This is a genomic window from Citrobacter sp. H12-3-2 (assembly GCF_009649895.1).
GTDB classification, from domain to species: Bacteria; Pseudomonadota; Gammaproteobacteria; order Enterobacterales; family Enterobacteriaceae; genus Citrobacter; species Citrobacter portucalensis.
Map to the genome: position 1 here is coordinate 3,398,734 of NZ_CP045837.1, position 21,198 is coordinate 3,419,931.

Sequence of the window (21,198 nt, forward strand, 5' to 3'; positions counted from 1 at the left end):
GTCTTATCCGGCCTACGGTTTACGCGTTTTTCAGCACTTCGCTGACGATCTCAACCGCTTCTTTTTCAATCTGCTTGCGATGTTCTTCACCGAGGAAGCTCTCGCAGTAGATTTTATAAGCGTCTTCGGTGCCGGACGGACGAGCGGCAAACCAGCCGTTGTCAGTCATCACTTTCAGACCGCCGATAGAAGCACCGTTGCCCGGTGCCGCCGTCAGACGTGCGGTGATCGGGTCGCCCGCCAGCGTGCTGGCACTCACCATTTCCGGAGACAGCTTAGACAGCGCCGCTTTCTGTGCAGAGGTCGCACTTGCCTGCAGGCGGTTGTAGCTCGGCGCACCAAAGCGGGCAGCCAGTTCGTTGTAGTGCTCCTGCGGATTCTTACCGGTCACTGCGGTAATTTCTGCCGCCAACAGGCACATGATGATGCCGTCTTTGTCGGTCGACCACGGTGTACCGTCGAAACGCAGGAAAGATGCCCCCGCGCTCTCTTCACCACCAAAGCCAAAGCTGCCGTCGAACAGACCGTCAACAAACCATTTAAAGCCAACCGGCACTTCGACCAGTTTACGCCCTAAATCATTCACCACGCGGTCAATCATCGCCGAGGACACCAGCGTCTTACCAACGGCAACGTCTTTGCCCCACTGCGGACGATGCTGGAACAGGTAGTTGATCGCCACCGCCAGATAGTGGTTCGGATTCATCAGCCCTGCCGGGGTGACGATACCGTGACGGTCGTAGTCTGGGTCGTTGGCAAAGGCCAGATCGAACTTGTCGCGCAGCGCCAGCAGGCCCGCCATCGCGCACTCGGAGGAGCAGTCCATGCGGATTGCGCCATCTTTGTCGAGATGCATAAAGCGGAAAGTCTGATCAACGTGATCGTTAACGATAGTCAGGTTCAGGTTGTAGTGCTTAGCAATACGCTTCCAGTATTCGATACCGGAACCGCCCAGCGGATCGACACCCAGCGTCAGACCCGCTTTTTGGATCGCCGCCATGTCGACGATGTCAGCCAGTCCTTCAACAAACGGCTGAACCAGATCCTGCTCTGTTACATGACCAGATGCCAACGCAGCGTCCAGCGACATGCGCTTCACGCCTTGCAGACCGTCAGCCAGCAGCGCGTTGGCTCTGTCTTCCACCACTTTGGTGACGTTGGTATCTGCCGGACCACCGTTTGGCGGGTTGTATTTAATGCCGCCATCTTCCGGCGGGTTGTGGGACGGCGTGATCACAATGCCGTCAGCCAGCGGGCCGCCTTTTTTGTTGTGGACCAGGATAGCATTCGACACAGCAGGGGTTGGCGTAAAGCCGTTATTTTCCTGCACGATGACGTCAACGCCGTTCGCCGCCAGCACTTCCAGTACAGAGATAAAAGCCGGTTCAGACAGCGCGTGGGTATCCTTGCCCACATAGCACGGGCCAGTAATCCCGTTTTTCGCACGTTCTTCAGCAATCGCCTGAGCGATAGCCAGAATATGCGGCTCGTTAAAACTATGACGACCTGCACTGCCGCGATGTCCGGACGTACCGAACTTAACGGCGTGCTCAGCGTTCCCTGCTGTTGGTTTCAGTACATAGTACTGTGCCGTCAGTTGGGCGACGTTAATCAAATCACTCTGTTGCGCAGGTTGACCTGCACGGTTGTGGATTGCCATTGCCTGGTCCTTCTAATGCAAGGATTAAATTGTTCCGCAAACCTTTTCAATCAATTCCGCAGGGAATTGCATTGACTGCATGATGTGTTCAACCATGCTGCATTTACGGCCGGTATTGGTGTTGGTGATCACCCAGTACGGCGTGCCTGGCACGTGTTTCGGTTTGGTTTGATTACCATTTTTCAGCAGCGTCTGTTCATCCGCTGCAAAATAAACGCGCGTACGGCCATGCAACGATTCCGTTGCTTCGGCGAACGCGTTTTGATCCAGTGAATAGAGTGTAGACAGCACCAGCATAAAGCGATTTACTGCTTTCTTCTGTTCCGCGTATTCGTCGGACAGCAGCAGTTCACGCATCGCGCGCACTTTATCTTTTACGGGGTTAACCGGCTTAGCTTCCACGACAGGTTGCACAGCGCGGACTTCTTTGACTATCGGAGTGACAGGCTGTGATGCGGCGGAAAATTTCAACATACGCCGTAAAATGTCGGATGCGCTCTCGCCAATATGCTTGGTGTGGCTGGCAATATAGCTATAGAGTTCATCATCAACTTCAATCGTTTTCATCTTAATCCAGTGCAGTGTTTAGCTGAATACAAGTTGTCGGGGTAAACACACGTAGTGTAAAGGCAAATCCCAACAGCGGATAGCGTCAAGCCTGGTGGCCAGCAAAACTCAGAGTAACCGTAGTTGTTGCAGCCATGTGGCAGAATGGTCAACATGATACCCTAACCCGTGAGTGTGAAAAAAAGAACTTTGCCATGAAATTGAATATCCGAGCGCAATCTGCGCAAAACCTGCACAATAATTCTCCCATCGTCCTGGTTCACGGCCTGTTTGGCAGTCTGGATAACCTGGGGATCCTGGCACGCGATCTGGTGGTCGATCACGATATCATCCAGGTCGATATGCGAAATCATGGCCTCTCCCCTCGTTCCCCTGAGATGAATTATCCGGCCATGGCGCAAGATTTGCTGGATACGCTGGACGCTCAGCAAATAGAAAAGGCGACCTTTATTGGTCACTCGATGGGGGGGAAAGCCGTCATGGCGTTAACCGCGCTGGCTCCTGATCGTATCGATCGACTGGTGGCCATTGATATTGCTCCGGTCGACTATCATGTTCGCCGTCACGATGCGATCTTTACCGCTATTAATGCCGTAACCGATGCCCAGGCCACTTCGCGTCAGCAGGCGGCCAACGTCATGCGTCAGCATCTGCATGAGGAAGGCGTAATCCAGTTTCTGCTGAAATCTTTCGTAGACGGCGAATGGCGTTTTAACGTTCCCGTGCTGTGGGATCAGTATCCTCATATCGTCGGTTGGGAAACCATTCCTGCGTGGGAGCACCCGGCGCTGTTTATCCCTGGCGGCAACTCACCGTATGTTACCGAAGCGTATCGCGAACAACTGCTGGCGCAATTCCCACAGGCTCGGGCGCATGTTATTGCTGGAGCCGGTCATTGGGTGCATGCGGAAAAACCGGAGGCAGTGCTGCGCGCCATCCGTCGTTATCTGAACGAACAGGCTAACTGATTAAAAACTCAGCGTCTGCGCGCGATTACGCGCGTGGGCGTTGGCGTGTCACCCCTGCTGATGTATTATGGCGCGCTATCCATCCGGGCAGACGCCTGGCTGATTGTTTCCCCGAAGTCACCAAGATCATGGCCAAAGAACAAACGGACCGTACGACATTAGATCTGTTCGCGCAGGAGCGTCGCCCGGGACGACCCAAAACTAATCCGCTCTCGCGTGATGAACAGTTACGTATTAATAAACGTAATCAGCTTAAGCGTGACAAAGTTCGCGGGCTTAAGCGTGTCGAACTGAAACTGAACGCTGATGCCGTTGACGCTCTGAACGAGCTGGCTGAGGCGCGCAACATGAGTCGTAGTGAACTCATCGAAGAGATGCTGATGACCCAACTCAGCACATTGCGCGGTCAGGCATAGTCTGAATTTCTGCTCTAAATCATAAATCGTGTAGCACAGAGTGCAGTCCTGCGTGTTTGCTGTTTCCGCATGCCTGACTGTTCTGCTATGATTGCCCTTATCCGTGGGCAATGCGCCACCACCATTTCAATAAGTTTCAAGAGGTTATTTTACTCATGGCAATCACTGGCATCTTTTTCGGCAGCGACACCGGTAATACCGAAAACATCGCAAAAATGATTCAAAAACAGCTTGGTAAAGACGTTGCCGATGTTCATGACATTGCAAAAAGCAGCAAAGAAGACCTCGAAGGTTATGACATTCTGCTGCTCGGCATCCCAACCTGGTACTACGGTGAAGCGCAGTGTGACTGGGACGACTTCTTCCCTACCCTCGAAGACATTGATTTTAATGGCAAACTGGTTGCATTGTTCGGCTGCGGCGACCAGGAAGATTACGCAGAATATTTCTGCGATGCGTTAGGGACCATTCGCGACATCATCGAACCGCGCGGCGCAACTATCGTTGGTCACTGGCCGACTGCGGGTTATCACTTTGAAGCGTCTAAAGGCCTGGCTGACGACGACCACTTTGTCGGTCTGGCTATCGATGAAGATCGCCAGCCAGAACTGACAGCAGAACGCGTAGAAAAATGGGTTAAGCAGATCTCTGAAGAGCTGCACCTCGACGAAATCATTAATGCCTGATTTCGTGCGGCGCAGATTTCCATCTGCGCCGCATCAATAGATAAAACCAATCAAAATAATTGCTACAAATTTGTAACTTTTTCGTCTGACCCTGTACAATGGCTGGATGCCAATCGGGTGTTGCACAGTGTGTTTGTCGGCGATACCACGTTTTGATTAACAATATATGCCAGAGACTTGCAGTTTTCATTTAGCCATGGCAGTTCTATAATGATACGCATTATCTCAAGTGCAATTTCTGTCACTTCTGTTAATGAAGTGAATCGTTTAGCTACAGGACAGATTCCGCATGACTGACAACAATACCGCATTAAAGAAGGCTGGCCTGAAAGTAACGCTTCCTCGTTTAAAAATTCTGGAAGTTCTTCAGGAACCGGATAACCATCACGTCAGTGCGGAAGATTTATACAAACGCCTGATCGATATGGGTGAAGAGATTGGTCTGGCGACCGTGTATCGTGTGCTGAACCAGTTTGATGATGCCGGTATCGTGACCCGCCATAATTTTGAAGGTGGTAAATCCGTCTTCGAACTGACTCAACAGCATCACCACGATCACCTCATTTGCCTCGACTGCGGCAAAGTGGTCGAGTTCAGCGATGATTCCATCGAAGCGCGCCAGCGTGAGATTGCGGCTAAACATGGTATTCGTTTAACCAACCATAGTCTCTATCTCTACGGCCACTGCGCTGAAGGCGATTGCCGCGAAGATGAGCATGCGCACGACGGTGTCGCCAAGTAATTTATGTCTCACGTTAATCCCCGGCTCTGCATGAGCCGGGGATTAACGTACCAGCAAAATATAAGTACGAAATAGTCACAATTACCGCCAGTCGTCCGCCGAAAATCCGCAAAATGTGTTAACCTCCCCCGCGGCTAAATCAAATAATAATCGTTGTAGCATGATGACTCTTTACCTGTTAAATGAGGCATGATGTCCCGCAATATTATTTTTTGTTACTTCTTCATGTGTACTGGGCATCAGCTCCAGGGCGGAACAGGCAAGAGGCTCGCGGTGTTAAAAGATAAAATCTTTGCGTTTTTGGCAGAAGAGACCCGTTATTTTTCTTTTGACTCGCTGGACGACTTTCACACAGCCCAGACCATGGCGGAACGCTTCAATGTAAAACGTAATACCATCAGCCATTACCTCAATCAGTTAATTGATGATAATGTAGTCATCAAACTCAATACTCGCCCTGTCTATTTTTTGCATAGAGCTGTCTTTGAAGAACACTTTTTCCCTGTCCATCAGTCCGTATTTCCCAGTCTTATCGAGTTGAAAAAACATCAATATAAACAAGAAAATACATTCGCAGAGTTAATCGGTGCTAATGGTAGTCTGGTCCCTGTGATCGAAAAACTGAATACAGCTATCTGTTATCCGCCGCATGGCCTGTCGGTAATGCTGTACGGTCCGACAGGCAGCGGTAAGAGCATGTTGGCGCAATTGTCCTGGAAACGCGCAGTTGAGAAGCAAATTCTGCCGCCAGCAGCGCCATTTATTGCCTTTAACTGTGCACAGTATGCCAACAACCCGGAGCTGTTATCGAGCCACTTGTTTGGCTATGTCAAAGGTGCGTTCACCGGTGCGGATAAAACCACCGAAGGTTTATTACAAAAAGCCAATGGCGGGGTACTGTTTCTTGATGAAATCCATCGCCTAAATGCAGAAAGCCAGGAAAAGTTGTTCACCTTTATGGATACCGGGCGTTTTCGGCGGATGGGTGAAAGTGAAAAGGAAAACAGCGCTCAGGTCAGGCTTATTTTTGCCACCACTGTGTCACCTCAAGAGTATTTCCTAGATACCTTTATCCGCCGGATCCCATTGAATATTGCAATTCCTTCATTGGAAGAAAGAGGTGAAGCTGAAAAAATCCAGTTCATTTATGCTTTCTTCCTTGAGGAAGCCAAACTACTTGGCCGGAATATAAAACTGTCATCTCAAGTAAATAGTGTTTTAAAACACCACGTTTACCCTGGAAATGTTGGCGAGCTAAAAAATACGATCACCTGTATGAGCGCCGGAAGATTCGCAAAATCTCAGCCGGGACAGACACTTTCTTTGCATTTAGACGATTTACCCGAGAGCATCGCTTTACACGCGGCGAAGACTAAACATGCGGTGTCGGGTGACCCGGTTGTTTTTACGCCGACAACCACCCTGCAACAATTATCCCTCCCAGCAACACCCCTGAGCCAATTTATCAGCGACTTTTGGGATAACATTTTTGAGCTGTTTCAACAACAGAGTGAGGGTACACTGCTATCCACCGTGTCTCGTGAAATCGATACGCTGTTTGATAAAATCATATTTGACCCGAAAACTAAAAACGTTCACTCAGCCATTTATTCGAACCTCAGTGCCATTCAGGATATTGTTCAACAGATAGAAGATAAACATGCCGTACAGTTCAATGGCAACCGCCTGTACGGTCTGGCATGGTATTTTTTCACTAAAAACAGACAAGGCAACGAACCTACCCCAGCACAGAAAAAAATGCTCAAAAATCTGCAACATTATTTGAGTCAGCATCTGGCTGAGGAGCAATTTATTGCAGGTAAGTTATCCGCGCAGTTTGAACAACAGTTTGATCTCACCATTGCGTTAGAGGATGAGGTATTTTTTACACTGTATTTGAAAAGCATGAAAATGGTGACGGTTTCCCCAAGAACGAAAGCCGTCATTCTAGCGCATGGCTACGCAACAGCCAGCAGTATCGCCAATGTGGTCAACCGGATGCTAGGTGACACTATTTTTGCCTCTTTCGATATGCCTATTGATACGGCGATCAAAGACATTGCCAGTAATATTCTGCAGTACATAAACGATAATGACATGTCCAACGGACTGGTTATCCTGGTGGATATGGGGTCATTGACGGATATTTACTCCGAATTTAATAAAAGTATCCATTTCCCGGTCGCCATTATTAACAACGTATCCACCGCAATGGCTCTGCATGTTGGTGAGTTATTGCTGGACAATGCCTCACTGGAAAACATTGTTGAAAATGTTACCTCGTATCAAAAGAATGACAGTAAAATAATCTATTCAGAGCAAGCCAAACGCCCTGTCATCATTACCTGCTGCTATACCGGGATGGGTACAGCGCAGCGCGTACAGTCATTGTTGGAAGACAGTATCCCTAAAGAAGCCGGTGTTGATGTGATTGCCTACGATCATCAGCTACTGCTTTCAGAGTCCTCTCGTCAGTCGCTTTTTCAGTTCTATAACATCATTGTCGTAGTCGGCACAGTCAATCCGGAAATACCCTTTATTCCTTATATCTCATTAGATGACCTGATCAGTGGGCGGGGTGATGTCCGTTTGGATACAGTATTCCAGGGAATCGCTGATGCTGAAATGATCCAGACTATCAACGACCGCTTGGTGCATAATTTTTCGTTGAAACGCGTAATTGCTCAGTTAACGATTCTGGACACAGGAAAAATTCTCGAACATCTGGATATTTGTCTCTGCACACTGGAAAGATTACTGAAAAAACGCTTAGCCAATGAAACGAAGATCAATCTCTATGTGCATGTGAGTTGCATGTTGGAGCGATTAATTCGTCAGATCCCAATCGAAACTTACTCCTCGCAAGATACCTTTAGCCAGAACGATAAAGAAACACTATGCATGATCCAGGATGCCTTTAGTGTCATAGAAGACACTTATAGTGTCACAATTCCCTTTAGCGAAATAGGCTATATTTACGACATCATAAAATCAAATTAGCCATAAAAATCAATCAATTAACATAAGAAACTTCTCCATTCCCTCTCAGCTTTGACATTAGCTGGCATGATTCCTGCTACTTGATACTCAGGCTTATCATTTATTACGACAAGCGTAGGTATCGTCACTTAATGCGGAGAATGGAGCTGTATGCGTAAGTTTTTGTTCGCCAGTCATGGCAGATTCGCTGATGGAATCAGAGATTCACTGGAAATGGTCGTTGGTAAAAATGAAGATATCTCTACACTTTGCGCCTATACCGAGGACGTTCCTGATATAAAAGTCAGCGTACAAAAATTTCTGGCGTCTTTAGACAGTCAGGATGATGCGATTGTGATTACTGATATCTCAAAGGGAAGTGTCACCAACGAATTTATTACTTATCTTGAAGACCCGCGCTTGCATTTAATCACCGGACTTAACTTACCGTTACTGATTGCGTTGATACTGGAGAGTCCGGATACCGTTGATACCAAAGAGTTGATTAGAACTGCCGTTCTTGAATCAAAAGAAACCATTCAGTACTGCAACGATATCCTATTAACCAGAAACCATAAAACAGAAGATTTTTAATATCAGGAGCGCCCATGAAAAATAAAGTTGAAACGTTATTCGGCAATAATAAATTCATCCTTGCCATGCTGCATCTGAAAGGTGAAGGCGATCATGATGTTCTTGAAAATGCTAAGAAGGAAATTCGAATTTATCAGGAAAATGATGTTGATGCAGTTATTGTTGAAAACTATTTTGGCACACCAGAACAAGTAGAAAGTGTTCTACATTATCTTGATAGTAATCGTATAGACATTATCTACGGTGTGAATTTGCTGGATGATGATCGCAAAGGATTTGAGCTGGCAAAAAAATATAATGCCAGTTTCATCCAATTAGATTCTGTCGCCGGACACTTACCTCCCGAAGAAGATCTCATATTTGCCCAGTTCCTTGAAGAACACCGTCAGGAGTCCTCGGTTGCCATTTTCGGTGGCGTACGTTTCAAATACCAACCCTATCGCTCTGGGCGTAGCCTGGAGGAGGATTTGATGCTGGGCATGCAACGCTGCGATGCGATTGTGGTCACCGGTGATGCTACCGGGCAGGAAACAGATGAAAATAAAATTCGTGAATTCAAGGCAATTATTGGTGATTTTCCTTTAATTATCGGCGCAGGAATTACCCTTGATAATTGTCAGGATCAGTTGGCACTTGGCGCAGGTGCAGTTGTTGGCAGTTATTTTAAAGATACCTATATAGACACCGGTAATGTTTGCGCCGAGCATGTTTCGCAGTTAATGAAAAAGGTAAAACAAAAATGATTAAATTATTACGTGTTGACCATCGCTTACTACATGGACAGGTGGCATTTGCCTGGACTGCAGCGCTACAGGCCGACTGCATTCTCATTGCAAATGATGACATCATTAATGATGAACTAAAAATGACCGCCATGCGTCTAGCCAGGCCCAATAACGTTAAGCTGGTCATAAAAAATATCCACGATTCCATTAAAGCATTACAAAGCGGTGCAACAGAAAAATACAACCTCTTTATTGTTGTCGCCTCAATTAATGATGCCCATGCACTGGCTATAGAATACGATAAAATAACCAGCATAAACCTCGGGGGGATTAAATCTGCTCCAGGAACCCGTCAAATCTCTAAAGCAATATTTATTACCGAGCAGGATGTAGCACAATTAAAAGCGCTGGATAAAAAAGGTGTAGAACTTGAGATTAGACAAGTTCCAAATGATACCCGCTTAAAAGCTATCGCCTTACTTGGATGAGGTAATGGATATGAGTTTATTAATGCAATCTTTTTTATTAGGTGGCTTGTCCTGTGTAGGTTACCTGGACTCCATCTTTGGCACCGCCATGCTCCGGCGACCTATCGTTATGGGGCCGTTGGTAGGGCTGATTATGGGCGATCTTACCAATGGCATCATTATTGGTTCGGCAATCGAACTCGTCCTGCTTGGTGCGTTTCAAATAGGTGCATCCAATCCGCCTGACGTGACATCCGGAGGGATTTTAGGCACAGCATTTGCAATTGCCTCCGGGCAGAATGTAGCAACCGCCGTCGCCCTAGCGGTGCCTATCGCCACGCTGGTATTGGTGTTACAGAACGCCGTTTATATTTTTGTCTTACCGATATTTTGTCGCCGGGCAGACAAACATGCATTAAATGCCAATATTAATGGCGTGGTACGGATGCATATTTACTCGACCCTCGCCTGCTCGGTACCGTTCGCCATTCTGGTAGGATTTGCATTTTATGTTGGCACCCCGGTAGTCAATGCCATCCTTGAAGCAATCCCTAAAGATATTATGACGGGAATGACAATAGCGACGGGAATCCTACCAGCACTGGGCTTCGCCATGTTGGCGAGAATGATCATCAACAAAAAAGTGTTCCCCTATTTCTTCTTTGGTTTTTTACTGGCGGCCTATTTAAAGCTGCCTCTGGTCGGGATCGCCCTGTTTGGCCTGTTCCTCGCCATCGTACTCGTCAATAACGAAGCCAAAAAACAAGAGGTCATTGATGACAACGAATTCTGATGCCAAAATTACCCGGCGAGACCTATGGAGCGTCTATTTTCGCTCATTGACCATGGAGTCCTCTTGGAACTATGAACGTATGATGCATATGGGCTACACCTTTTCCATGGTTCCCATCATCCGAAAAACGTGCAAAACAGACCAGGAGATCTCTGATGCGTTGGTCAGACATTTAGAGTTTTTTAATACCACCCCCCATCTGTCGACATTACCGTTAGGGATTACTTCCGCTATGGAAGAACGTCGTATGCTTGACGATGACTTTGATGCCAGTTCAATAAATGCCGTGAAAGCCTCACTGATGGGCCCTTTAGCTGGCATTGGCGACTCTTTCTTCTGGGGTACTTTGCGTATTATCGCCGCAGGTCTGGGTATTTCACTCGCCTCCAGCGGTAATATCCTGGGCCCATTATTGTTCCTGTTAGTATTTAACGTTCCGCACTACTTCATCCGCTACTTCTGCTTAATGGGTGGATACCGATTGGGCGCTGATTTCTTTAAAAAAATGGAAGAATCAGGAATGATGCAAAAAATCACCTATGGGGCCGCTATTTTGGGGCTAATGGTGATAGGAGGGATGACGGCCACCATGGTCTCGTTGAACGTCCCTTTTGTGATTGGCGAAGGCGATTATGCCGTACCGTTGCAGAAAATCTTGAACGATATTATGCCATGTCTGTTACCCATGGGGGCATTTGGCGTCATGTACTATCTGTTAGGTAAGAATATCCAAATTTCCCGCATCCTCATTGGCATCATTGTGGTTTCAATACTGGGGGCATACTTAAACATTCTTGGCTAATTGCACAGCACAATCAAATCGGGCGGAGAATTCTCCGCCCGGTGTATTTTCATTTTTCGATTTACTGCGCAGTATTCTTACTGCGTATTTCCTGCCAGACCTTGTCACAATCAGCATTGACGAACTGGCCGTTACCCGTGCGCGTGGCCTGGATACACTGCTGATAATCCAGCACGCGTACGCTTTCTTCATTGGCAAACTGTTGGTGCTGTTTTTCTTTCTTCAGCACATTCAACACGCTTTGGCAGGCTTCAATTTTCTCCGGCGATCCCTGCGCGGTATTAATACACGCGCTGTAGGCTTCTTTCAGACGGCTGTCCTCTTTCGGCGCAGGAGATTGCGCACACGCCACCAGCCCTGATGCCATAACGGCGATGAGTATCAGTTTTTTCATAGCACTTTCCTCAACGATGCGGCAGGCACCCGGCCTGCCGCTGTTGGCATTAGAAGATGGTGAACGGAGCAATAACGATGAACTTCACGTCGCGCTCATCCTGGAACATGTTGCCGTAGCCACCGCCCCAGCTCGGAATGTCTGAATGGTTGTCGTACTGAGTGAAGTGCAGCTTAAACATGGTGCCCTTCGCACGACCTTCCTGCAGGGTGTAGACCGCATCCAGGCTGTAAGAAGATTCTTCGATAGTCCGGTTTTTGTCGTAGTACGCATCCGGGTTGAGCTGCCAGGTTGATGGCTTAGCATCCCATGCGTAAACGTAGGACGCGCCTACCGCCCAGCCCGGCAGATTCCAGTTCTTCAGGTCATACATTGCGCCGAAGAAGACTGCCTTTTCACCGTTGGCGTTGAAGTCAGAACGGTTATCCCACCAGACATCCAGACGACCGTTTGAAGAGGCGTAGGTTGGGGTCATACGCTGCAGGAAGTAACCCTGCTGGCCGTCCGCTTTAACCCAGGTCCCTTCCAGACGAAGGTCAACGACTTCTGCCACTTTGTAGCCAAAGGTCAACGCCTGCAACCAGGCAGTGCCATCATAAATATCGTTCACGGTACGATCATCAACCTTGTCGCGTGCACCGTAGAACTGGTAGCTGGTGGTAAATGGGTTACCGCCTAAATCGAATTTGTAGCTGGCTTTTGCGAAGTACTGATCGACATAACCTTCAGACTGACCAAATGCCGCTTCCAGCAACAGGTTATTTTTGAAGTCATATTTCGCGCCAATTGAGTGCAGGTAATCAACACTGGTCTTTTTATCAGCCTGATAGAATTTATCGACTTCGGTGTGCCACGGTGCTTTATATTCGTTAGCCCACATATAGGAGAAGCTCAGTGCGCCAGCATCACCGTAATCGAAGTTGGCACCGGCTTCAGCTCCCTGATAGGTACCTGGCATAAAGCTCCAATGCGGTGCCAGCAGAGTCTGCCCGGTTGGTTGAATGTAACCGGCGCGCGCCCAGGTTGGGCCGTATTTAAATTTAGCTGCTGCTTTATAAAGGCTAATCCCGCTCTTATCGCCGGAGTAATCCTCGTCATAGCCTTTATTTTTGGAAGAGAATGCGATTTCGTTTGGATGGCCGCTTTCGCTACTTTCGTTCATTTCAATAGCGGTAAATGCCGCGATATCAATACCAAACATATCGGCCGCGTAACCGGACTGGAAGTCGAGGTTAGCGTTCCAGGTGGAGTGAGAAAGGTTGGTTTTATATTTGTCATGATCGGTCACATCTTTACGGTCACGCTCACGCTGCCAGTAATAGATGCCACCGGTTAAGGTTGAGTCATCAATAAATCCTTCGGCGTGTACCTGCGGAGCGACAACAAAACCCGACATTGCTGTGATACCGGCGATAGCCAGCGCCAGCGTACTACGTTTGCCACTAAACGTACGCATATGTTAATCCTCTTTGACGTATAAAATGCTGCCGACAAAAGCGGACAGCGAAAAAACAAAAAATAAAAAAGTAGCGCTAAGAAAACCTCAGTGACTACAATGAATAGACTATTTTTCGCGACGCGAATTATCAATCTCTTTCTGTAACGAGTATGTAATAGTATGAGCAACCGCACATATTTGATTGCTTTCTGTTACATTTTCATCGGAAGATAAAAAAGCGTTGAAAAAATGAAAAAATCGCTTGTTTTCCATGGGGATGAAATCGGTTTCAGCCCATTTCATATTGAGGTAAGTTATTTAAACGTAAAAACATTCGCCCAGTCCATTATTACGGACATGTAATTAATTCGCTCCGCAAACGGAGCCTGGAACACGGTTTTTTTGCGAAAAAAAACGCCGCATGAAGCGGCGTTTAGAGAGGATGTGTTGCGGCTTATTCGCCCGCTTTAGCCCACGTGTCACGTAGACCAACGGTACGGTTAAACACCAGCTTGTCAGCCGTTGCATAACGACTGTCCAGGCAGAAGTAACCTTCACGCTCAAACTGGAACGCTTTACCTGCAACCGCTGCCTTCAGCGACGGCTCACCGTAACCCTGCTTAATGACCAGCGATTCCGGGTTAATAACGGACAGGAAGTCTTCCGCCGCGCCTGGATTTGGCACGCTAAACAGACGATCGTACAAGCGGATTTCAATCGGCAGCGCATGGGATGCGCTCACCCAGTGAATAACGCCTTTGACTTTACGACCATCGGCCGGGTCTTTGCTCAGGGTGTCGGCATCGTAGGTGCAGAAAATGGTGGTGATATTCCCTTCCGCATCTTTCTCAACACGTTCGGCTTTGATCACATAAGCATTACGCAGACGTACTTCTTTGCCCATCACCAGACGCTTGTACTGCTTGTTCGCTTCTTCACGGAAGTCTGCGCGATCGATCCAAATTTCACCGCTAAATGGCACTTCGCGGCTGCCCATTTCCGGTTTGTTCGGATGGTTAGGCATGGTGACCAATTCGCTTTCGCCCTGCGGATAGTTTTCGATAACCAGTTTAACCGGATCGATAACCGCCATCGCGCGCGGGGCGTTTTCGTTCAGATCTTCGCGGATACAGGATTCCAGAGAAGCGATCTCAATGGTGTTGTCTTGTTTGGTCACGCCAATGCGTTTGCAGAACTCACGGATCGCGGCAGCGGTGTAACCACGACGACGCAGGCCAGAAATCGTCGGCATACGCGGATCGTCCCAGCCTTCAACGTGCTTGTCGGTCACCAGCAGGTTCAGCTTGCGCTTGGACATCACGGTATATTCCAGATTCAGGCGCGAGAATTCGTACTGACGCGGATGAACCGGAATGGTGATGTTGTCCAGCACCCAGTCGTACAGACGACGGTTATCCTGGAACTCCAGCGTACACAGGGAATGCGTAATGCCTTCCAGCGCATCGCTGATGCAGTGGGTAAAGTCGTACATCGGGTAGATGCACCACTTGTTGCCGGTCTGGTGGTGTTCGGCGAACTTAATGCGGTACAGCACCGGATCGCGCATCACGATAAACGGCGACGCCATGTCGATTTTCGCACGCAGGCACGCTTTGCCTTCTTCAAAACCACCGGCACGCATTTTTTCGAACAGCGCCAGGTTCTCTTCGACGCTACGATCGCGGTACGGGCTATTTTTGCCAGGCTGAGTCAGCGTGCCGCGGTATTCGCGGATTTCGTCCGCTGACAGTTCGTCAACGTACGCCAGGCCTTTATTAATAAGCTCTACTGCATAGGCGTGAAGCTGATCGAAGTAATCCGAAGAGTAGCGAATGTCGCCAGTCCAGTGGAAACCTAACCATTCAACGTCGTTTTTAATCGACTCAACGTACTCGATATCTTCTTTAACCGGGTTCGTATCATCAAAACGCAGGTTGCACTGGCCCTGGTAATCTTGCGCAATGCCAAAGTTCAGACAAATGGATTTCGCGTGGCCAATATGCAGATAGCCATTTGGCTCCGGCGGAAAACGGGTATGGATAGTGGTGTGCTTACCACTGGCCAGATCTTCATCGATGATCTGACGAATAAAGTTACTCGGGCGGGCTTCAGCCTCACTCATCGTGGATTCCTCAAAGCGTAAACAACGTATAACGGAGTATGATCTTATAAGCGACGTCAGGAGACAACTATTAGTTGCACAAAAAAGGTGTTTCAACAGGATATATGAGGGCATTTGCTGCAAAAAAAAGCGGCGGAGGAATATCCCCCGCCGCTTAAGGCACTTAACTCACTTTACTCAGGAGCAGTTATTTACCTTTAATCTCATACAGTGGTGTTTGACCGGCAACCACATGACCTTCGGCTTTAATAACCAGAGCGCCGAAATCATCGCTGTTGCTGCACACAACCGGGCTTATCATCGAACGTGCGTTAGCGTTCAGGAACTCCAGATCCATTTCCAGAATCGGTTGGCCTGCAGTAACTTCCGCACCTTCTTCAACCAGACGCTTAAAGCCTTTGCCTTCCAGCGCTACGGTATCGATGCCCATATGGACCACGATTTCCGCGCCTTTAACAGTTTCCAGGCAGAACGCATGGTTAGTGTTGAAGATTTTCACGATAGTGCCCGCAGCCGGAGCAACCACGATTTTATCCGTTGGTTTCACTGCCACGCCGTCGCCTACTGCTTTGCTGGCGAAGGCTTCATCAGGAACCTGTTCCAGCGCAACTACGTCACCAGTAATCGGAGAAACCAGCGCTTCAACGGTGACTGCATTCGCTACAGCCTGCGGTTTTGCTACTGGGGCCGCTGCTGCTGGCGCACTTTCACCAGATGCTGCTGCCACCGGACCACGCGCGACAACTTTCTTCATTTCGTCGCCGATGGATTCGGCTTTCGCACCCACGATGACCTGGATAGTTTGCTTGTTCAGCTTAACTACTCCAGATGCACCTAAACGCTTACACATCGCATCGTTTACGCGACCGGAGTCGGCAACGGTCAGACGCAGACGAGTGATACAGGCATCAATCGCTTTCAGGTTATCAGTACCGCCAACCGCTGCAATGTAGTTGGTTGCCAGTTGAGCCAAACCTTCTTCAGTGTTGCTGTTGGCTTCTTCAGTAACGATATCGTCTTCTTTATCTTCGCGGCCCGGCGTTTTCAGGTTAAACATACGAATAACCGCGCTGAACAGCACAAAGTAGATAACGAAGAACACCAGACCCATCACCACCAGCATCCAGACGTTCTTACTTGCTGCTGGCAGGTTGTACATCAACACGTAGTCGATAGCACCTGCGGAGAAGGAGAAGCCTGCGTGGATCCCCAGCAGTGTTGCAACGAACAGGCTGATACCCGTTAACAGTGCGTGCAGGAGGTACAGCAGTGGAGCCAGGAACATGAACAGGAATTCCAGCGGCTCGGTAACACCGGTCAGGAACGCGGTGATCGCAACGGACAGCAGCATACCGCCAACCATCGGACGACGTGCTTTCGGAGCCGCGAAGTACATCGCCAGCGCCGCACCCGGCAGACCAAACATCATGATTGGGAAGAAGCCAGACATGAACATACCCGCAGTGCCGTCACCCGCGTAGAAGCGGTTGATGTCACCGTGGAATACGGTACCTGCAGCGTTAGTAAATTCGCCAATCTGGAACCAGGCGATGGTGTTCAGCACCTGATGCAGACCGGTTGGGATCAGCAGACGGTTGATGAAACCAAAGATACCGGAACCCAGCGCGCCAGCGCCCACGATCCACTCACCACCCGCATGGATGGCGTTCTGCACCGGCGGCCACACGTAGCCGAAGATAGCAGCCAGCACCAGACAGAAGAAGCCAGTGGCGATCGGCACAAAGCGTTTGCCGCCAAAGAAGCTCAGGAAGTCAGGCAGTTTGATACCAGACCAGCGGTTATACACGGCACCGCCGACCAGACCGGTGATGATACCAGCCAGCACGCCCATATTGATTGCAGGGTTAATGGTAACCATTGCTTTGGTCAATATGAAATAACCGACCGCACCTGCCAGCGCTGCTGCACCTGCGCTGTCTTTTGACCAGCTGGAAGCAACACCGATCGCAAAAATTAACGCGAGGTTATCAAAGATGGCCCCACCCGCTTGCGCGATGAAGGGTACGTTAAGTAAATCTGGTTGGCCGAATCGCAGCAGCAGTGCCGCGACTGGCAGCACAGCGATGGGGAGCTGTAACGCCCTACCCAGCCGCTGGAAAAAACCTAAAATATTCATTTTATTCCCCCTACGAGACCCCGATTAGGCTTCTTTGAAGCCATATTTTTATTGTGCGACCATTCCTGACAGCAAGATTCTGGAACAACGATATTAACCATTCATCTACATTCAGAGTGTGTGAAAAATTAATTCGTATCGCAAATTAAACGCGTGTTTTTTGTGATTCCAGTCACCAAATATCGTTATTAACCCTCCCTTTCACTGGCTAACTACGAAAACTTATTTTATCATTCAAAAAATCGAAACGGATTGATCCTTACCGATGCAAAACCAGGTTACGCTTATTACTGCACAGAGACTCAATCCGCCAACTGCTTACTTTTACTTTTGAGGTGAAGAATGAGACTGATCCCCCTGAATACCGCTGAACAAGTCGGCAAATGGGCTGCTCGCCATATCGTTAACCGTATTAACGCGTTCAAACCAACGGCAGATCGTCCGTTCGTTCTGGGCCTGCCGACTGGCGGTACTCCGCTGACAGCTTATAAAGCATTGGTTGAAATGCACAAAGCGGGCCAGGTGAGCTTCAAGCATGTTGTTACGTTCAACATGGACGAATATGTTGGCCTGCCGAAAGAGCATCCGGAAAGCTACCACAGCTTTATGCACCGCAATTTCTTTGATCACGTTGATATTCCAGCAGAAAACATCAACCTCCTCAATGGTAACGCGCCGGATATTGATGCAGAATGCCGTCAGTATGAAGAAAAAATCCGTTCTTACGGTAAAATCCACCTGTTTATGGGCGGTGTAGGCAACGATGGTCACATCGCGTTCAACGAGCCAGCTTCCTCTTTGGCTTCCCGTACCCGCATCAAAACGCTGACTCACGACACACGTGTTGCTAACTCACGCTTCTTTGACGGCGACGTAAGCCAGGTGCCTAAATATGCGCTGACCGTTGGCGTGGGCACCCTGCTGGATGCTGAAGAAGTGATGATCCTGGTTCTGGGCCACCAGAAAGCACAGGCGCTGCAAGCCGCCGTTGAAGGCAACGTTAACCACATGTGGACCATCAGCTGCCTGCAGTTGCATCCAAAAGCCGTTGTGGTCTGCGATGAGCCTTCCACCATGGAACTGAAAGTGAAGACGCTGAAATACTTCAACGAGTTAGAAGCGGAAAATATTAAAGGTCTGTAATTGATGTCTCCGCCCTGTCGATAAGTTGCAGGGCGGCATTTTTTTGAAATCGGGGGTCGGAATGTATGCTTTAACCCAGGGCCGGATCTTTACCGGTCACGAAATTCTTGATGACCATGCGATTGTTGTCGCCAATGGCCTGATCGACAGCGTTTGCCCACTGGCTGAATTACCGTCAGGGATTGAACAGCGCTCACTGAATGGGGCCATTGTTTCCCCCGGTTTTATTGATGTACAGCTGAACGGCTGCGGCGGTGTGCAGTTTAACGATACGGCAGAAGCCGTAACCGTTGAAACGCTGGAAATCATGCAGAAAGCCAATGAAAAATCTGGCTGCACCAACTATTTGCCAACGCTTATCACCACCAGCGATGACCTGATGAAACAAGGTGTTCGCGTGATGCGTGAATACCTGGCGAAACACCCGAATCAGGCATTAGGACTTCATCTTGAAGGCCCGTGGCTGAACCTAGTGAAAAAAGGTACCCATAATCCGGGATTTGTCCGTCAGCCGGACGCTGCACTGGTTGATTTCCTGTGCGATAATGCGGATGTGATCACCAAAGTCACACTGGCACCAGAAATGGTCCCGGTAGAGGTCATCACCAAACTGGTGAATGCGGGTATCGTGGTTTCTGCGGGCCATTCCAATGCAACGGTAAAAGAAGCAAAAATCGGATTCCGTGCAGGTATTACCTTTGCAACGCACCTGTTCAACGCGATGCCGTACATTACCGGCCGCGAACCCGGTCTGGCGGGCGCTATTTTGGATGAAGCCGATATCTACTGCGGTATCATCGCCGATGGCCTGCACGTTGACTACGTTAACATTCGTAATGCTAAGCGCCTGAAAGGCGACAAGCTGTGCCTGGTTACTGACGCGACCGCGCCAGCAGGTGCAAACATTGAACAGTTCATTTTCGCTGGTAAAACAATATACTACCGCAATGGACTGTGTGTTGATGAGAACGGCACGTTGAGCGGTTCATCATTAACCATGATTGAAGGCGTACGCAATCTGGTCGAGCATGCAAATATCGCCCTCGACGAAGTCTTACGCATGGCAACGCTCTACCCTGCTCGCGCCATCGGCGTCGACAAACAACTCGGCAGCATCGCGCCAGGCAAAGTAGCCAACCTGACTGCGTTCACGCACGACTTTAAAATTATCAAGACCATCGTTAATGGCAACGAGGTCGTTACTGAGTAAGAGAAAGAATGACACCAGGCGGACAAGCTCAAATAGGTAATGTTGATCTCGTAAAACAGCTTAACAGCGCGGCGGTTTATCGCCTGATTGACCAGCATGGGCCAATCTCGCGAATTCAAATTGCCGAGCAAAGCCAGCTTGCCCCCGCCAGCGTAACCAAAATTACGCGTCAGTTGATCGAACGCGGGCTGATCAAAGAAGTCGATCAGCAGGCCTCCACCGGGGGCCGCCGCGCTATCTCTATCGTCACAGAAACCCGCAATTTACACGCCATTGGCGTACGACTGGGTCGCCACGACACAACGCTCACGCTCTATGATATGAGCAGTAAAGTTGTCGCCGAAGAGCATTACCCCCTCCCGGAGCGCACCCAGGAAACGCTGGAATATGCGCTGCTCAACACCATTGCCATCTTTATTGAGAGCTGCCAGCGGAAAATCCGTGAGCTGATCGCAATTTCTGTCATCCTGCCAGGCCTTGTCGATCCTGAAAGCGGCGTCATCCGCTATATGCCACACATTCAGGTCGAAAACTGGGGACTGGTCGAAGCGCTCGAAAAACGCTTCAAAGTCACCTGCTTTGTTGGTCATGATATTCGCAGCCTTGCGCTGGCTGAGCACTATTTCGGGGCAAGCCAGGATTGCGAAGACTCCATTTTGGTGCGAGTGCACCGCGGAACCGGCGCGGGTATCATCTCCAACGGCCGAATTTTCATCGGTCGCAATGGCAACGTCGGCGAGATTGGTCATATTCAGGTAGAGCCGCTGGGTGAGCGCTGTCACTGCGGTAATTTCGGCTGCCTGGAAACCATTGCCGCCAATGCTTCTATTGAACATCGCGTGCAAAACTTACTGAAGCAGGGTTATCCAAGTCGACTCACGCTGGATGATTGCAGCATCAAAGCCATCTGTAAGGCAGCAAATAAAGGCGATAATCTGGCAGCAGAAGTTATTGAGCACGTTGGTCGCCACCTGGGTAAAACTATCGCCATTGCCATCAACCTGTTTAACCCGCAAAAAATCGTCATTGCGGGCGAAATTACCGAGGCGGATAAGGTGCTGCTGCCTGCAATAGAAAGCTGTATCAACACGCAGGCGTTAAAGGCGTTTCGCCATAATTTACCGGTGGTTCGGTCCACGCTGGATCACCGCTCCGCCATTGGCGCCTTTGCGCTGGTGAAGCGCGCAATGCTCAACGGTACACTGCTGCAACGTTTGCTGGAAAACTAATACACGTCATCCTTCGAGCTGCCTCTGCGTTAGCTGCATCTGCTCACCCCGGTCACTTACTTCAGTAAGCTCCAGGGGTTCGCAGACTTGCCGCCTTGATGCAACTCGAATGATGTAGTGTATTTT

At 49.1% G+C, this 21,198-nt stretch carries 20 protein-coding genes; 14 read left to right on the top strand and 6 right to left on the bottom strand.

Annotation, left to right across the window (positions count from 1 at the left end):
• Positions 1-19: 19 nt before the first annotated feature.
• The gene (gene pgm / locus GHC22_RS16370; RefSeq protein WP_008784117.1) at positions 20-1,660 is read right to left on the bottom strand and encodes a phosphoglucomutase (alpha-D-glucose-1,6-bisphosphate-dependent); all 1,641 of its coding nucleotides are present in this window, start codon (positions 1,658-1,660) and stop codon (positions 20-22) included.
• Between the two features lie 24 nt (positions 1,661-1,684).
• On the bottom strand, positions 1,685-2,227 hold the full coding sequence (gene seqA / locus GHC22_RS16375) for a replication initiation negative regulator SeqA (protein WP_003022848.1): 543 nt from the start codon (positions 2,225-2,227) through the stop codon (positions 1,685-1,687).
• Between the two features lie 194 nt (positions 2,228-2,421).
• Here seqA and ybfF point away from each other — a divergent pair, with 194 nt between their 5' ends.
• The 11 genes from ybfF (at position 2,422) to GHC22_RS16430 (ending at position 11,399) form a co-directional block, all read left to right on the top strand.
• Positions 2,422-3,195, top strand: a complete 774-nt coding sequence (gene ybfF, locus GHC22_RS16380; RefSeq protein WP_048216341.1) for an esterase — start codon at positions 2,422-2,424, stop codon at positions 3,193-3,195.
• A 128-nt stretch (positions 3,196-3,323) separates the two neighbouring features.
• The gene (gene ybfE / locus GHC22_RS16385) at positions 3,324-3,611 is read left to right on the top strand and encodes a LexA regulated protein (RefSeq protein ID WP_003831362.1); all 288 of its coding nucleotides are present in this window, start codon (positions 3,324-3,326) and stop codon (positions 3,609-3,611) included.
• Positions 3,612-3,766: 155 nt separating this feature from the next.
• The gene (gene fldA / locus GHC22_RS16390) at positions 3,767-4,297 is read left to right on the top strand and encodes a flavodoxin FldA (protein ID WP_003022839.1); all 531 of its coding nucleotides are present in this window, start codon (positions 3,767-3,769) and stop codon (positions 4,295-4,297) included.
• Between the two features lie 210 nt (positions 4,298-4,507).
• Complete coding sequence (locus GHC22_RS16395) at positions 4,508-4,594, top strand: ryhB-regulated fur leader peptide (RefSeq protein WP_100247215.1); 87 nt, start codon at positions 4,508-4,510, stop codon at positions 4,592-4,594.
• Positions 4,587-5,039: a ferric iron uptake transcriptional regulator gene (gene fur / locus GHC22_RS16400; protein ID WP_153753534.1), complete on the top strand. Its 453-nt coding sequence runs from the start codon at positions 4,587-4,589 to the stop codon at positions 5,037-5,039. The genes GHC22_RS16395 and fur overlap by 8 nt, the downstream gene beginning before the upstream one ends.
• A gap of 189 nt (positions 5,040-5,228) precedes the next feature.
• Entirely contained in the window at positions 5,229-8,039 is a 2,811-nt protein-coding gene (locus GHC22_RS16405) for a sigma 54-interacting transcriptional regulator (protein WP_153753536.1), read from the top strand.
• Positions 8,040-8,189: 150 nt separating this feature from the next.
• Complete coding sequence (locus tag GHC22_RS16410; protein WP_048235875.1) at positions 8,190-8,612, top strand: PTS sugar transporter subunit IIA; 423 nt, start codon at positions 8,190-8,192, stop codon at positions 8,610-8,612.
• A gap of 14 nt (positions 8,613-8,626) precedes the next feature.
• Positions 8,627-9,355, top strand: a complete 729-nt coding sequence (locus tag GHC22_RS16415) for a BtpA/SgcQ family protein (protein ID WP_153753538.1) — start codon at positions 8,627-8,629, stop codon at positions 9,353-9,355.
• Positions 9,352-9,825, top strand: a complete 474-nt coding sequence (locus GHC22_RS16420; RefSeq protein WP_048235877.1) for a PTS sugar transporter subunit IIB — start codon at positions 9,352-9,354, stop codon at positions 9,823-9,825. Before GHC22_RS16415 ends, GHC22_RS16420 begins: the two co-directional genes overlap by 4 nt.
• Positions 9,826-9,835: 10 nt before the next feature.
• On the top strand, positions 9,836-10,597 hold the full coding sequence (locus GHC22_RS16425) for a PTS sugar transporter subunit IIC (protein WP_048235878.1): 762 nt from the start codon (positions 9,836-9,838) through the stop codon (positions 10,595-10,597).
• Complete coding sequence (locus GHC22_RS16430; RefSeq protein ID WP_048235879.1) at positions 10,581-11,399, top strand: PTS system mannose/fructose/sorbose family transporter subunit IID; 819 nt, start codon at positions 10,581-10,583, stop codon at positions 11,397-11,399. The genes GHC22_RS16425 and GHC22_RS16430 overlap by 17 nt, the downstream gene beginning before the upstream one ends.
• 61 nt (positions 11,400-11,460) lie before the next feature.
• On the opposite strand, the gene chiQ is transcribed toward GHC22_RS16430, so the two are convergent.
• The 4 genes from chiQ to nagE all read right to left on the bottom strand — a co-directional run bounded on the left by chiQ (position 11,461) and on the right by nagE (position 17,490).
• Positions 11,461-11,793, bottom strand: coding sequence for a ChiQ/YbfN family lipoprotein (gene chiQ / locus GHC22_RS16435; protein ID WP_153753540.1), 333 nt, complete (start codon positions 11,791-11,793; stop codon positions 11,461-11,463).
• A gap of 49 nt (positions 11,794-11,842) precedes the next feature.
• A complete protein-coding gene (gene chiP, locus GHC22_RS16440; protein WP_008784105.1) occupies positions 11,843-13,249 on the bottom strand; it encodes a chitoporin in 1,407 nt (468 codons plus the stop codon).
• Positions 13,250-13,685: 436 nt separating this feature from the next.
• Positions 13,686-15,353, bottom strand: a complete 1,668-nt coding sequence (gene glnS, locus GHC22_RS16445) for a glutamine--tRNA ligase (protein ID WP_048226099.1) — start codon at positions 15,351-15,353, stop codon at positions 13,686-13,688.
• A gap of 187 nt (positions 15,354-15,540) precedes the next feature.
• The gene (nagE, locus tag GHC22_RS16450; protein WP_048235881.1) at positions 15,541-17,490 is read right to left on the bottom strand and encodes a PTS N-acetyl glucosamine transporter subunit IIABC; all 1,950 of its coding nucleotides are present in this window, start codon (positions 17,488-17,490) and stop codon (positions 15,541-15,543) included.
• A gap of 342 nt (positions 17,491-17,832) precedes the next feature.
• Here nagE and nagB point away from each other — a divergent pair, with 342 nt between their 5' ends.
• From nagB to GHC22_RS16465, 3 genes are all read left to right on the top strand, one after another.
• Positions 17,833-18,633: a glucosamine-6-phosphate deaminase gene (gene nagB / locus GHC22_RS16455; RefSeq protein ID WP_003022803.1), complete on the top strand. Its 801-nt coding sequence runs from the start codon at positions 17,833-17,835 to the stop codon at positions 18,631-18,633.
• 61 nt (positions 18,634-18,694) lie between these two features.
• Positions 18,695-19,843, top strand: coding sequence for an N-acetylglucosamine-6-phosphate deacetylase (gene nagA / locus GHC22_RS16460; RefSeq protein ID WP_003831339.1), 1,149 nt, complete (start codon positions 18,695-18,697; stop codon positions 19,841-19,843).
• 8 nt (positions 19,844-19,851) lie between these two features.
• Positions 19,852-21,072 carry an N-acetylglucosamine repressor gene (locus tag GHC22_RS16465; protein ID WP_153753542.1) on the top strand — a complete coding sequence of 407 codons (1,221 nt, stop codon included), beginning with the start codon at positions 19,852-19,854 and terminating at the stop codon, positions 21,070-21,072.
• The last annotated feature ends 126 nt before the right edge of the window (positions 21,073-21,198 follow it).

Coding starts and splice junctions, on each gene's coding strand:
- pgm (WP_008784117.1), bottom strand. CDS start 1,660: ATGGCAATCCACAACCGTGCAGGTCAACCTGCGCAACAGAGTGATTTG.
- seqA (WP_003022848.1), bottom strand. CDS start 2,227: ATGAAAACGATTGAAGTTGATGATGAACTCTATAGCTATATTGCCAGC.
- ybfF (WP_048216341.1), top strand. CDS start 2,422: ATGAAATTGAATATCCGAGCGCAATCTGCGCAAAACCTGCACAATAAT.
- ybfE (WP_003831362.1), top strand. CDS start 3,324: ATGGCCAAAGAACAAACGGACCGTACGACATTAGATCTGTTCGCGCAG.
- fldA (WP_003022839.1), top strand. CDS start 3,767: ATGGCAATCACTGGCATCTTTTTCGGCAGCGACACCGGTAATACCGAA.
- GHC22_RS16395 (WP_100247215.1), top strand. CDS start 4,508: ATGATACGCATTATCTCAAGTGCAATTTCTGTCACTTCTGTTAATGAA.
- fur (WP_153753534.1), top strand. CDS start 4,587: ATGACTGACAACAATACCGCATTAAAGAAGGCTGGCCTGAAAGTAACG.
- GHC22_RS16405 (WP_153753536.1), top strand. CDS start 5,229: ATGATGTCCCGCAATATTATTTTTTGTTACTTCTTCATGTGTACTGGG.
- GHC22_RS16410 (WP_048235875.1), top strand. CDS start 8,190: ATGCGTAAGTTTTTGTTCGCCAGTCATGGCAGATTCGCTGATGGAATC.
- GHC22_RS16415 (WP_153753538.1), top strand. CDS start 8,627: ATGAAAAATAAAGTTGAAACGTTATTCGGCAATAATAAATTCATCCTT.
- GHC22_RS16420 (WP_048235877.1), top strand. CDS start 9,352: ATGATTAAATTATTACGTGTTGACCATCGCTTACTACATGGACAGGTG.
- GHC22_RS16425 (WP_048235878.1), top strand. CDS start 9,836: ATGAGTTTATTAATGCAATCTTTTTTATTAGGTGGCTTGTCCTGTGTA.
- GHC22_RS16430 (WP_048235879.1), top strand. CDS start 10,581: ATGACAACGAATTCTGATGCCAAAATTACCCGGCGAGACCTATGGAGC.
- chiQ (WP_153753540.1), bottom strand. CDS start 11,793: ATGAAAAAACTGATACTCATCGCCGTTATGGCATCAGGGCTGGTGGCG.
- chiP (WP_008784105.1), bottom strand. CDS start 13,249: ATGCGTACGTTTAGTGGCAAACGTAGTACGCTGGCGCTGGCTATCGCC.
- glnS (WP_048226099.1), bottom strand. CDS start 15,353: ATGAGTGAGGCTGAAGCCCGCCCGAGTAACTTTATTCGTCAGATCATC.
- nagE (WP_048235881.1), bottom strand. CDS start 17,490: ATGAATATTTTAGGTTTTTTCCAGCGGCTGGGTAGGGCGTTACAGCTC.
- nagB (WP_003022803.1), top strand. CDS start 17,833: ATGAGACTGATCCCCCTGAATACCGCTGAACAAGTCGGCAAATGGGCT.
- nagA (WP_003831339.1), top strand. CDS start 18,695: ATGTATGCTTTAACCCAGGGCCGGATCTTTACCGGTCACGAAATTCTT.
- GHC22_RS16465 (WP_153753542.1), top strand. CDS start 19,852: ATGACACCAGGCGGACAAGCTCAAATAGGTAATGTTGATCTCGTAAAA.